We start from the raw sequence: 12,618 nt of genomic DNA, 5'->3' as shown, positions 1-12,618 counted from the left end.
TCTGAATTCAGTTCTGCGCTGGCGATGCTTCAGCCATTGTCTCAGGCGCTCTGCTTGTGCAGCTTTTCCAGCTTCTTGCGAATGCGGTTGCGCTTGAGCGAGCTGAGGTAATCCACAAACAGCTTGCCGTTCAGGTGATCCATTTCGTGCTGGATACACACGGCCAGCAGGCCTTCGGCTTCAAGGACGAACTCTTCGCCGTTACGGTCTTTGGCGGTAATCCGGCAGTGTTCGATACGCTTCACATCTTCGTAGAAGCCGGGTACCGACAGGCAGCCTTCCTGCATGGCTTCCAGGTCTCCGTCCAGCACTTCCACCTTCGGGTTGATGAATACCCGGGGCTCGCTCTTGTCTTCGGACAGGTCCATCACGATGATCTGCTTGTGCACGTCTACCTGGGTAGCCGCCAGGCCAATGCCGCGGGCATCGTACATGGTCTCGAACATATCGTCGATCAGGGTGCGGATTTCGTCGGTCACCTCATTCACCGGCTTGGCGATGGTGCGAAGACGGGGATCCGGATACTCAAGAATTTCTAGAATCATAGTGCCTTGGCTTCTCTGAAATGCGACAGCGGTCTGCGCAAAATTTCTTCATGAACCTATCATGAAGTAACGTCTTGGCCTGTATTATCCGATAAATTACCGATTGAGTACAAACTGATCAGTCGATAGCTAAAATCTTTCAGGGAAACCAAAGAATTCACTGGAAGAACAAAAGATAACATCACAAATCGCCAGACTTCTTCTATAGTAACGGGAATAACAACGTAATAAGCTGCCGGCCTACCGCAGCGGCATTACCTAACGTATAGATTCTAGGCACGCGATCAAGGATACAGACAATGAGGAAACTGTTGTACGCTCTGGCAGCCACGGCGCTGCTGTTTACCTCCTGGGCCCATGCAGAACCCGAGTTCAGGGCTGATCATCCTGAGCGTTACACTGTCGTTAAAGGGGATACCCTTTGGGACATTTCAGGGCGGTTCCTGAACAATCCCTGGTACTGGCCGGAAATCTGGCATGTGAACCCGCAGGTTGCCAACCCTCATCTGATCTACCCGGGCGATCGCCTGGCGCTGGTCTACATCGACGGCAAACCGCGCATCACCAAGGTAGCCACCAGTGATGTGGTGAAGCTGTCGCCCCAGGTGCGTTCTGAAGCCATCGACACTCCCATTCCTGCCATCCCGTTGGACGCCATTGCCAGCTTCCTGACCGATACCCGCATTGTGTCGCCGGAAGAACTGAACGGTGCGCCCTACGTGCTGGAAGGTGAAGACAGCCGCATCATTACTGGTGCCGGCGACAAGATCTACGCCCGTGGCGAGAAGCCCGCCGACCGCGTGGGTGTGTTCCGCCGCAGCAAGGAATTCCGTGATCCGGAAACCGGCGAATTCCTGGGCCTGGAAGCCCGCAGCATTGCCCGCGGTACCGTTGCGGCTGAGGACGGCGACGTCCTGACCGTTAACCTGAACAAGTCCAGCGAGGAAGTGCGCATTGGCGACCGTCTGCTGGTGAACGAAGACCGTCGCCTGACCACCAACTTTGTGCCCAGTGCTCCGGATCAGGACATCGAAGGCGTGATGATCTCGGTAGACGGCGGTGTAAACCAGATTGGCCAGTACAACGTGGTGGCGATCAACCGTGGCGAGCGTGAAGGCCTGAAGCCTGGCAACGTGATGGCCATTCTCAAGAGTGGCAACCTGGTGCGTGACCCGGTTACTAATGAAACCATCGAGCTTCCGTCCGAGCGTGCTGGCCTGCTGATGGTGTTCCAGACCTACGAGAAGATGAGCTACGGCCTGATTCTCAAGGCGACCCGCCCGCTGGCGGTGGGCGACAAGGTAGTTAACCCTTAAGCCGGGGCCTGATCAGGCCTGTGTGCTGAGGTAAAATGGCCGGACCGGAGTGTTCGGCCATTGTTGTTTTCAAGGATGAAAAAATGTCTGTATCGAGTCTTGACCGGTCGCTGGACAACCAGTGGCTGCTGCTTTCCCTGTTACCCCGCTTTGCCACCCGTGCCCGCGAGCGGGTGCTGGCCAATGCCGACTGCCTGACCGATGTCTTGTCGATGAACCCGGCCACCCTGAAAGCGCTGGGGCTGTCGGCTGAAACCATGTCGGCGATCCATGGCTGGCAAACCGAAAACCTGTCGCACCCGGTGCTGACGGAACTGATGCAAATCCGGTCGCAATGCCGGCAGCACGGCATCCGGCTGATCGGCCAGCACCATGACCACTTCCCGGAAGCCCTGCGCCAGATACACGATGCGCCCATGCTGCTATATGCACTGGGCGATACCGGCTTGTTGCTGCAGGACCAGATTGGTGTGGTGGGCAGTCGCAACGCCACCCGTACGGGCCTGGACCATGCCCGGAAATTCGCTGCCGAGCTGGGCCGGCGGGGTTTGCTGGTGACCAGCGGCCTGGCTTTGGGGATTGATGGTGCTGCCCATGCAGGTGCCCTGGATGCCGGTCATCCGACCGTCGCGGTGGTGGGTTGCGGGCTCGACCGGCTGTATCCCGCCCAGCACCGGCAGCTGGCACACCGGATTATCGAAAACGGCCTGATTGTCTCGGAATACCCGCCCGGCACTCAGGCCCGGGCCGCCTACTTCCCTCAGCGTAACCGGATTATCAGTGGCCTTAGCCGGGGTGTACTGGTCGTGGAGGCCAGCCTGAAGAGCGGTTCGCTGATTACGGCCCGCACCGCGCTGGAACAGGGCCGGGAAGTGTTCGCCATTCCCGGTTCGGTGCACAGCCCGGTAGCCCGGGGCTGCCACCAGTTGATCAAACAGGGGGCCAGGTTGGTGGAAACCGCTGATGACATCCTGGAAGAGCTGGGCACCTGGTGGTCCATGCAGGCGCAACCGGAGGCTGGGGAGGCTGTGGATAAAGGGCCGGTGCTGGCCGGTTTGGATAGCCGGGAAATCGCGGTGTTCGAGGCTTTGGGGTATGATCCGCAATCTACCGATGCACTGGGCCAGCTCACCGGCCTGCCAGCGGACCAGCTGATGCAGTCCCTGTTGTTACTGGAACTGGAAGGGCTGGCCCATTCGGCTCCGGGAGGCTACCTGAGAGCCGGCTGACCGGTGCATCATCACCCATAATCTGTGTGGATTGACCGGTTTCACTATGGCGGCGAAGTCTTCCCTGAATCCCTGGCAATTACACTGTGCCCGGCGCACCGTGCTGGCCGGCGGCGTGATTGCCTACCCTACCGAAGCAGTCTGGGGCCTGGGCTGCGATCCCTGGAACCAGGACGCGGTTGAGCGGATCCTGGAGCTCAAGCAGCGGCCCATGGAAAAGGGCATGATCCTGGTGGCCGCCTCGGTGGAGCAGGTACGCTTCCTGCTGGATCCCCTGCCCCGGGTGTTGCAATGGGAAGCCGAGCAACACTGGCCCGGGCCGATCACCTGCCTGGTGCCGGATGTGCTGGAACAGATCCCGGACTGGGTTCGCGGCCGGCACAGCACCATTGCCGTGCGCGTGAGTGACCACCCGGTGGTTCGCGACCTGTGCGAGGCCACCGGCATGCCGCTGGTGTCGACTTCCTGCAACCCGGCTGGCCGCCAGCCGGCCCGCAACATCTGGCAGGTGCGCCGCTATTTCGGCAATCAGCTCGACCGCATCGTGCCCGGCGCCCTGGGCGGCAACCGCAAACCCAGCCGGATTATTGATATCGTTACCGGAAAACAGTTTCGTTAGGAGCAAGCATGTCACAGCAGCCGGATACCCGGGCCGTAAAAGAATACCTTCTGAGCCTTCAGGATCGCATCTGCCAGCGGCTGGAGGCGGTGGATGGCCGCGCTTCCTTCATTCGTGACAGCTGGGACCGGCCGGAGGGTGGCGGTGGTATCAGCCGGGTGATGGCCGATGGCGGTGTGATCGAAAAAGGCGGGGTGAACTTTTCCCATGTGATGGGCGATACCATGCCGGCTTCTGCCACGGCGCATCGCCCGCACCTGGCCGGTGCTCCCTGGCAGGCCATGGGTGTATCACTGGTGATACACCCGGAGAACCCCTATGTGCCGACCTCCCACGCTAACGTGCGCTTTTTCATTGCCACCCCGAAAGACGGCGAGCCGGTGTACTGGTTTGGCGGCGGCTACGACCTGACCCCCTACTACGGTTTTGATGACGATTGCGTGCACTGGCACCAGACGGCCCGTAACGCCTGCCAGCCGTTCGGCGACGAGGTGTACCCGAAGTTCAGGCAGTGGTGCGACGACTATTTCTACCTGAAGCACCGCCAGGAGCCCCGGGGCGTGGGCGGCCTGTTCTTCGATGACTACAACACCGGAAACTTCGAGCAGGACTTTGCCTTTATGCAGGCGGTGGGCGACAGTTACATAGAGGCTTACGAGCCGATTGTCAGGCGCCGGATGGACACCCCCTGGGGCGAGCGGGAGCGGGAATTCCAGCTTTACCGCCGTGGTCGCTATGTGGAGTTCAACCTGGTGTACGACCGGGGCACCCTGTTCGGGTTGCAGTCCGGCGGGCGCACCGAGTCTATCCTGATGTCACTGCCGCCGCTGGTGCGTTGGGACTACGACCGGAAGCCGGAGCCGGGCAGCGAAGAGGCGCGTTTGACGGATTATTTCCTGACCGGACGGAACTGGCTGGAGCAAAGCGATGACGAATGAACTCTATGCGGTGGTGGGCAACCCCATCAGCCACAGTAAATCCCCCCGTATTCACAGCCTGTTTGCCAGCCAGACCGGCGAGCCGGTGGAGTACACCGCGATACAGGCACCGCTGGAGGACTTTTCCGGTACGGTACGGCACTTTTTCGAGCGTGGCGGCAGAGGCCTGAACGTAACCGTACCGTTCAAGGAACAGGCCTGGACCCAGGCAGAACACCGCACACCACGGGCGGAAAAAGCCGGCGCCGCCAACACCCTGTACCTGGATGCCGACGATGCCCTGGTGGCTGACAACACCGACGGTGTTGGCCTGGTGCGGGACCTCACCCGCAACCACGGCGTGGCCCTCAAAGGCCTGCGAATCCTGGTATTGGGTGCCGGCGGTGCCGTGCGGGGCGTGCTTGGGCCGGTTCTGGCGGAAGCGCCCGCCAGCCTGACCATCGCTAATCGCACCGTGGCCAAGGCCGAGGCGCTGGTACGGCTGTTTGCCGCTGAAGCCGGTGATACCGAACTCTTTGCCTGCGGCTTCGAACAGGCAACCGGAGCGTTTGACCTGGTGATCAACGGCACCAGCGCCAGCCTTCAGGGTGACCTGCCGCCGGTGCCGGCGTCGATTCTGGGGGGCAACACGGTGGTGTATGACATGATGTATTCCCTGCAGACCACCACCTTCAACCAGTGGGCACAGGACAACGGTGCTACCCGGGTGTATGACGGGCTGGGCATGCTGGTGGAGCAGGCAGCAGAATCGTTTTATGTATGGCGTGGGGTGCGGCCGGAGACCGCCCCCGTGATCGACGAGCTGCGTAACGACTGATGAGGCGTTATTCGGAGGCGTTCAGGTATTCGTCTTTCAGTTTCACATAGTTAGCTGCAGTGTATTTGAAGAACGTTTTTTCCTTCTCGCTCAGCGCCCGGGCCTGCTTGCACGGCGAGCCCACGTACAGGTAACCGGATTCCAGTCGTTTGCCCGGCGGTACCAGGGTGCCGGCTCCGATGATGACTTCGTCTTCTACTACGGCACCATCCATGACGGTGCAGCCCATGCCGACGAGTACGCGGCTGCCGATGGTGCAGCCGTGCAGCAGGGCTTTGTGGCCGACGGTGACGTCGTCACCGAGGATCAGCGGCCAACCGCCGGGGTTGAAGTCGCTGGCGTGGGTGATGTGCAGTACGGAGCCGTCCTGGATGCTGCAGCGGTCGCCGATGCGGATTTTGTGCATGTCGCCGCGGATGACGGTCATGGGCCAGACGGAGCAGTCTTCGCCCATTTGTACGTCTCCGATCACTACCGCACTCTCGTCTACCCAGGTGCGTTCGCCAAATTGTGGTGTGGTACCCTTGTGAGTTCGTACATTTGCCATTACATATACCTTTTGACTGGCCTCGAATTTAGGGGAAGGAGTCTTTGGGAGGAGGGCTTTCCAAAAAACGCTCCTTCGGCACCCCTTCGGGGTCCGGCCCGCAATCACAGATTGCGGTCGCTCAGCTGTCGCATGAAGCTTCGCTTCATCAGCGCTCGGCTGAGCCCATGTGGCGCTTCTGCTCCGCCATCCATGGCTCCGCACATTTTTGGAAAGCCCTCCTCCCAAAGACTCCCCCAAGCATTGGAGTTGCCTGAAAGTAACCTAAACCCGGACAGCTGAGAAGGGGACCTATGAATAACCCGCTTTTGACAGATGATTTGTTACCGAAATTTGGTCACATCCGCACCGAGCACATGGAAACGGCGATTGACCAGATTCTCAGCGAAAACCGCGTAAAAATTCAGGAGCTGGCGCAGCAGGAGGATCCCACCTGGGACACCCTGGCCCAGCCCATGCAGGCGCTGGAGAACAAGCTCAGTAACGCCTGGTCGGTGATTTCCCACCTGAACGGTGTGATGAACAACGACGATCTGCGCAAGGTGTACAAGAACTGCCTGGAGAAGCTGACCGAGTACAGCACGGAAGTGAGCCAGAATGGTGCCCTGTGCGAGGCCTATAAGAAGCTGGCTGCACGGGACGATTTCAAGGAGCTGAGTGAGCCCCAGCGCAAGTCTATTGAAAACATCCTGCGGGATTTCCGTCTGGGTGGTGTGGATCTTCCGGAGGACAAGAAGAAGCGTTATGCGGATCTGTCCCGGGAGCTGGCGGAGTTGTCCAACAAGTTCAGCGACAACGTGCTGGATGCTACCCAGCACTGGTTCAAGCATATTACCGATGTAGACCAGTTATCCGGCCTGCCGGAGACGGCTATTGAAGGCGCGAAGCAGGCCGCCCGGCAGAAGGAGCTGGATGGTTATGTGATTACCCTGGATTTCCCGAGCTTTTACCCGGTGATGACTTACTGCAACAACCGGGAACTGCGCCGGGAGGTGTACGAGGCCTTTGTCACCCGCGCCTCCGATCAGGGCCCGGATGCGGCCACGTGGGACAATACGCCGGTGATGGCGGAGATTCTCAAGCGTCGGCACGCGCTGGCTCAGTTGCTGGGTTTTGACAACTACGCCGAGCGTTCCCTGGCCACCAAGATGGCCCGCAGTACCGACGAGGTTCTGGAGTTCCTGAACCAGCTGGCGGCCAAGTCCAAGCCGCAGGCGGAGAAGGAAATTACCGAGCTGAAGGCGTTTGTGAAAGATGAGCACGGCGTGGACGACCTGCAGGCATGGGACATCGGCTATTACAGCGAGAAGCTGCGCCAGAAGCAGTACGACATCTCCCCGGAAACCCTGCGGCCTTGGTTCCCTGTGGATAAGGTGGTGCCGGGCCTGTTCCGGGTGACGGAGAAGTTGTTTGATGTGCAGATTGAGGAGCACGCAGATGTAGAAACCTGGCACGAAGACGCCAAGGCCTACTGCATCAGCCGCAACGGCCAGCCCATCGCCTGGTTCTACCTCGACCTGTTCGCACGTCAGGGTAAACGTGGCGGTGCCTGGATGGCCGACTGCCGGGTGCGCTGGCGCGATATGCGCGGCAAGCTGCAGCTGCCGGTGGCGTTCCTGACCTGTAACTTCACCCCGCCGGTGGATGGCAAGCCGTCGCTGCTGACCCACGACGAAGTCACCACCCTGTTCCACGAATTCGGCCACGGCCTGCACCACATGCTCACGCAGGTGGAGGTGATGGACGTATCCGGCATCAACGGCGTGGCCTGGGATGCGGTGGAACTGCCCAGCCAGTTCCTGGAAAACTGGTGCTGGAACCCGGAATCCCTGGCCCTGATCGCCAGCCACCACGAAACCGGCGAACCCCTGCCGGAAGACCTGCTGCAGAAACTGCTGGCGGCGAAGAACTTCCAGTCCGGCATGGGTATGGTGCGCCAGCTCGAATTCTCGCTGTTCGATTTCCGCCTGCATGCGGAATTCACCGACGAAGCCCCCACCAACCCGCTGGACATGCACCGCAAGGTGCGGGAAGACATTGCAGTGGTGCAGTCGCCGGAATTCAACCGCTTCCCCAACGGCTTCTCCCACATCTTCGCCGGCGGTTACGCCGCGGGCTACTACAGCTACAAGTGGGCGGAAGTGCTGGCAGCGGATGCCTTCTCGTTGTTCGAAGAAAAAGGCATCTTCGACCCGGAAACCGGCCAGGCCTTCCTGCACAATATCCTGGAAAAAGGCGGCTCCCAGGAGCCCATGGAACTGTTCAAAGCCTTCCGGGGCCGCGAACCGCAGGTGGATGCCCTGCTGAAACAAACCGGCATCACGGACGAAGCTGCCTGATACAATCCACCCCGGTTGTCGTATCGGCAACCGGGTGTTCTTCTGGAGTAACGTTATGGCAAGTCCGAAACGCTTCATCGCCGGCGCCGTGTGCCCCCGCTGCGCCGAGATGGACAAAATCACCATGTTCACCACCGACGCCGGCGACCAGGTTCGCGAATGCGTGGCCTGCGGCTACACCGATGCGTTGTCCGACCAGCCCGAGGCCCCGGAAATCGAAACGCGTGTAAACAAAAAGGGCAACACCGACGACCATACCGTCAAACAGGTGGTGTTCTTTAAGTCCGGCTCTGACTCTGGAGAATAGGTCTGGCTTGGGCCCTAGCCTGCCAGTTTTGGTGGGTTAGAGGCCACGGGGGTGCTTTTCTTCCGGGAAAAACAACTCGCTTCGCTCAGACATCTTTTTCCCTGCAGAAAAGCACCCCCGTACCCTCTATGCCAGACTGCACGGAAATCGTTTGATTAGGGTTTGGTTTCTTTCTTTTTTCTCTTTTCTTCTTTCTTCTTTTCCTTCCGTACCCCTTATTGGTACGACGTGAGGGGGTGGGTCAGGTTTTTTTCCGCCGGAAATGGATGTCTGAGCGCAGCGAGTTGCATTTCCAAGGGAAAAAACCTGACCCACCCCATCGCAGCCCCCAAAACCAGCAGGCTACGATCAGGACGGCAAACTCCAAAGTAGAGGGTCAGAGCACCATAGCCGCCAACCACCCGAAGGCGAGCAGAGGCAGGTTGTAGTGCAGGAACGTAGGCACCACAGTATCCCAGATGTGGTTGTGCTGGCCGTCCACATTCAGACCGGCAGTTGGCCCGAGGGTGGAATCAGACGCTGGTGAACCCGCATCACCCAGGGCACCGGCGGTACCGACCAGGGCAACGATGGCCAGGGGGCTGAAACCCAGTTGCAGGGCCAGCGGCACGTACAGGGCGGCGATGATGGGAATGGTGGAGAACGACGAACCGATACCCATGGTAATCAGCAGGCCGACCACCAGCATCAGCAGTGCGGCCAGGGCCTTGTTCTCACCGATGGCGGCCACAGAGCCCTCTACCAGGCTCTTGATCTCGCCGGTTTCCCGCATCACTTCCGCGAAGCCGTTGGCGGCGATCATGATGAAGCCGATCATCGCCAGCATCTTCATGCCCTCGGTGAACAGGTCATCGGCTTCTTTCCACTTCACCACACCGGAAATGTTGAACAGCACAAAGCCGGCCAGCGCACCCAGGATCATGGAGCCCAGCCAGAGCTGAACCACAAACGCCACCACAATGGCCACCAGCGCCATGATCAGGGTTTTCGGGCTGTATTTCACATCCACCCGCTCGGTGCGTTCGATGAGCTTCATGTCATAGCCACGGCCGCCCCGGTAGCTGAAGAACACCGCGATCAGCAGGCCGATGAACATACCCAGGGCTGGCAGGGCCATGGCGGACATGACGTTCAGTTCGCTGGCGTCTACGCCGTTGTCGGCTACGTTAGCCAGCAGGATTTCATTCAGGTAGATGCCGCCGAAGCCCACTGGCAGGAACATGTACGGGGTAATCAGGCCGAAGGTGAGTACACAGGCTACCAGCCGGCGGTCCATGTGCAGCTTGGCCATCACGTACAGCAACGGCGGAACGACCAGGGGAATAAAGGCGATGTGGATGGGCAGGATGTTCTGGGACGAAATGGCGACGGCCAGCAACAGGCCGATGATCATGAAGCGGATGCCGGTGGCCGCGCCGCCTTCATCCTGGCGGCCTACCATGGCAAGGGCTTTGTCGGCCAGGGCGTGGGCCAGGCCGGATTTGCCGATGGCCACGGCGAAGGCGCCCAGGGTGGCGTAGGACAACGCCACGGTTGCGCCGCCACCGAGGCCGGAGTTGAAGGCATTGATGGTGTCTTCAAGGGACATTCCGGCCACCAGGCCACCGGAAATGGCACCGATGATCAGGGCAACGACAACGTGGATGCGGCACAGGCTCAATACGAGCATGATCAGTACCGCGGCAACAACGGCATTCATGGCAGACTCCGGGTAGGAATATTGGGTTTACCGGCACTTTTTGGGCACCGGCGGCACGAAAAGTGCGCTAATGTGCAGGAAATGACCGCATCAGTCAAAGGGGTTGTGTAACGGTCAGTCAGCATCCACCCGGGCAAAGCGCGGTACCTGTTCGCCGGCCACTTCCACGGTTTCACGGAACATGGCCAGGGGCCTTACCCACAGGCTGTAGTCGCCGTACAGGCAGCGGTACACCACCAGGGGTTCCTCGGTTTCGCTGTGCCGGGCGACGCCGATCACTTCGTAATCCTGGCCTTTGTAATGCCGGTAGCGGCCCGGTTCTATAGGGCGTTTTCGTTCTGACATGCTGTCCTCGCGGGTGGTAGTGCTGAGCTATCCCCTAATGATAAGGGATCCGGTGCCGGTTTCGGGTTAGACTGAAGAGTATACCTGACCGTACCAACCGGGACTCCGAACCTGAATGAAAGGCTTTTCCGCTGCTGTTCTGCAAATCATTTTGTGCCTTTTCCTGGCACTGGGTGCTGGTGGAGCGCAGGCAGATCCAGTGGGATTCCAATGGCTGGAGGTGCCGGATGATTCACTGGATATCGACGGGGTGCGCAGCCTGCCGCAACACCGCTGGCAGGCCCACGAGGCCGATACGGTACTGAACCTCGGGTTCAGTGACGGTACCTTCTGGTTGCGTGTCGAGGTTCCGCCCGAGCCCCGTAACCGGCTGCTGCAGGTAGGCTATCCCCTGCTTGATGAAGTATCTGTTTATTGGGAGCAGGCCGGGAATATCGTTGAAACCTGGCATACCGGCGATACCCTGCCGTTCCGTTCCCGCCCGATAGAGCATCGTACCTTCGTGTTCCTGGTGCCTTCCAATACCGAACCGGTGACCGCCTGGGTGCGGGTGAAAACCCAGGGTTCCATCCAGATACCGGTGAAAGTCACACCGTCGGCCGAATTCCTCGCCTACGAGCAGATTGCCTATGGCTGGCAAGCCATGTTCGTTGGTGTTGTGGTGGCGCTGGCCCTGTACAACCTGTTTCTGTTCGCCATTGTTCGCTACCCGACTTATCTGTGGTACGTCCTCACGGTGCTGAGTGCCGGCCTGGTTCAGCTGAATTTCAACGGCTTGCTGTTCCAGTGGTTCTGGCCGGACCTGCCGGTGGTCAACCAGTATCTGACCGCTGTTATGGTTCCCCTGGGGCTGTCGCTGGCCCTGGTGTTCACCATGAAATTCCTGTCGGTGCGGCAATACAGCCGGGGCGCTTACCGGTTACTCCAGGTATTGCTGATGGCCTGCCTGTTCGCCATCGGTTACGGATTGCTGGGTTCCTATCAGTACGCCATTGCCCTGATCAGCACCCTGGCGGCCTTCGTGACGGCAGCGGCGTGGGCGGTGGGTGTGCTGGTGTGGCGGCGCGGGCAGGTATTGGCCGGTTTCTATGTGGTGGCCTGGACACCGCTGCTGATTGCCCACCTGTTACTGGCGTTGGCCAAGCTTGGGTTGATTCCCAGCAACCGGGCCATCGAGGTAGCACCCCAGGTGGGTGTGGCTATCGAGGTGGTGGTGTTGTCACTGGCGCTGGCCTATCGCATCAACCTGGAGCGCCGGCGCCGGCAGGAAGCCCAGGAGCATGCCCTGGAGATCCAGCGGGAAGCCAACCTGATGCTCGAAACCCGGGTTCGGGAGCGCACCGAGGAGCTGGAGCAGGCAAACGACCAGCTACGCTCCATGAGCCTGACCGATGGCCTGACCCGGGTCGCCAACCGGCGGCGCTTTGACGACAAGCTGGACATCGAGTGGAACCGGGCCATGCGCCACGACCAGGAGCTGAGCCTGCTGATGCTGGATATCGATCACTTCAAAAAGGTGAATGACAGCTTTGGCCACCTGGTGGGTGATGATTGCCTGGTCTCGCTGGCAGCAACCCTGCAAGGCGAGATTCTGCGCGCCAGCGACCTGGTGGCCCGCTATGGTGGCGAGGAGTTTGCGGTGTTGTTACCGGCGACAGACGGCGAAGGCGCCCGCCAGGTGGCTGAGCGCATGCGCCAGGCCGTGGCGGGCAAACCCGTCCCTTCCGGGCTGGGTGGTACACCGGTGGAGCTGACTATCAGCGCGGGTGTGGCCACCATGCGCCCGGCCATCGGCGCGGGCAGCCAGGAGCTGGTGCGCCGTGCCGACGAAGCCCTGTATGCCGCCAAGACCAACGGTCGCAACCGGGTCGAGGTGTGGCATGATGAGGCTGTTGCCCCGGCAGACCGGGGCTGAGG

Annotated in this window: 12 protein-coding genes; 8 read left to right on the top strand and 4 right to left on the bottom strand. The window is 60.2% G+C overall.

Annotated elements, in window-relative coordinates; all coding sequences use genetic code 11:
• Positions 1-41: 41 nt before the first annotated feature.
• Entirely contained in the window at positions 42-545 is a 504-nt protein-coding gene (def, locus tag B2589_RS06870; protein WP_058342206.1) for a peptide deformylase, read from the bottom strand.
• Between the two features lie 299 nt (positions 546-844).
• Between def and B2589_RS06865 the strand changes: the two genes are divergently transcribed.
• The 5 genes from B2589_RS06865 (at position 845) to aroE (ending at position 5,464) form a co-directional block, all read left to right on the top strand.
• A complete protein-coding gene (locus tag B2589_RS06865; protein ID WP_286816029.1) occupies positions 845-1,861 on the top strand; it encodes a LysM peptidoglycan-binding domain-containing protein in 1,017 nt (338 codons plus the stop codon).
• 83 nt (positions 1,862-1,944) lie between these two features.
• Positions 1,945-3,090, top strand: a complete 1,146-nt coding sequence (gene dprA, locus B2589_RS06860; RefSeq protein WP_286816028.1) for a DNA-processing protein DprA — start codon at positions 1,945-1,947, stop codon at positions 3,088-3,090.
• Positions 3,091-3,136: 46 nt separating this feature from the next.
• Positions 3,137-3,709 carry an L-threonylcarbamoyladenylate synthase gene (locus B2589_RS06855; RefSeq protein ID WP_022990437.1) on the top strand — a complete coding sequence of 191 codons (573 nt, stop codon included), beginning with the start codon at positions 3,137-3,139 and terminating at the stop codon, positions 3,707-3,709.
• An 8-nt stretch (positions 3,710-3,717) separates the two neighbouring features.
• The gene (gene hemF, locus B2589_RS06850; RefSeq protein ID WP_199457702.1) at positions 3,718-4,647 is read left to right on the top strand and encodes an oxygen-dependent coproporphyrinogen oxidase; all 930 of its coding nucleotides are present in this window, start codon (positions 3,718-3,720) and stop codon (positions 4,645-4,647) included.
• Positions 4,637-5,464 (top strand): shikimate dehydrogenase, encoded by an 828-nt coding sequence (gene aroE, locus B2589_RS06845; RefSeq protein WP_199457703.1) that lies wholly within the window; start codon positions 4,637-4,639, stop codon positions 5,462-5,464. Before hemF ends, aroE begins: the two co-directional genes overlap by 11 nt.
• Positions 5,465-5,471: 7 nt before the next feature.
• Here aroE and B2589_RS06840 read toward each other — a convergent pair whose 3' ends face one another.
• Positions 5,472-6,011, bottom strand: coding sequence for a gamma carbonic anhydrase family protein (locus B2589_RS06840; RefSeq protein WP_286816027.1), 540 nt, complete (start codon positions 6,009-6,011; stop codon positions 5,472-5,474).
• A 293-nt stretch (positions 6,012-6,304) separates the two neighbouring features.
• On the opposite strand from B2589_RS06840, the gene prlC reads away from it, so the two are divergent.
• On the top strand, positions 6,305-8,350 hold the full coding sequence (gene prlC, locus B2589_RS06835; RefSeq protein ID WP_286816026.1) for an oligopeptidase A: 2,046 nt from the start codon (positions 6,305-6,307) through the stop codon (positions 8,348-8,350).
• 55 nt (positions 8,351-8,405) lie between these two features.
• Positions 8,406-8,657, top strand: coding sequence for a YheV family putative zinc ribbon protein (locus B2589_RS06830; protein ID WP_286816025.1), 252 nt, complete (start codon positions 8,406-8,408; stop codon positions 8,655-8,657).
• Positions 8,658-9,033: 376 nt separating this feature from the next.
• On the opposite strand, the gene B2589_RS06825 is transcribed toward B2589_RS06830, so the two are convergent.
• Together B2589_RS06825 and B2589_RS06820 are read right to left on the bottom strand one after the other, a co-directional pair.
• Positions 9,034-10,356: a Na+/H+ antiporter family protein gene (locus B2589_RS06825; protein ID WP_286816023.1), complete on the bottom strand. Its 1,323-nt coding sequence runs from the start codon at positions 10,354-10,356 to the stop codon at positions 9,034-9,036.
• A 114-nt stretch (positions 10,357-10,470) separates the two neighbouring features.
• Positions 10,471-10,701, bottom strand: a complete 231-nt coding sequence (locus B2589_RS06820) for a DUF1653 domain-containing protein (protein ID WP_058342215.1) — start codon at positions 10,699-10,701, stop codon at positions 10,471-10,473.
• A gap of 199 nt (positions 10,702-10,900) precedes the next feature.
• Here B2589_RS06820 and B2589_RS06815 point away from each other — a divergent pair, with 199 nt between their 5' ends.
• Positions 10,901-12,616, top strand: coding sequence for a sensor domain-containing diguanylate cyclase (locus B2589_RS06815; protein ID WP_286816022.1), 1,716 nt, complete (start codon positions 10,901-10,903; stop codon positions 12,614-12,616).
• Positions 12,617-12,618 lie beyond the last annotated feature (2 nt).

The organism is Marinobacter sp. UBA3607, assembly GCF_002375525.1.
Classification (GTDB): Bacteria; Pseudomonadota; Gammaproteobacteria; order Pseudomonadales; family Oleiphilaceae; genus Marinobacter; species Marinobacter vinifirmus.
Note: the sequence above shows the minus strand (reverse complement) of the source record. Positions and strands in the feature narration are given on the sequence as shown.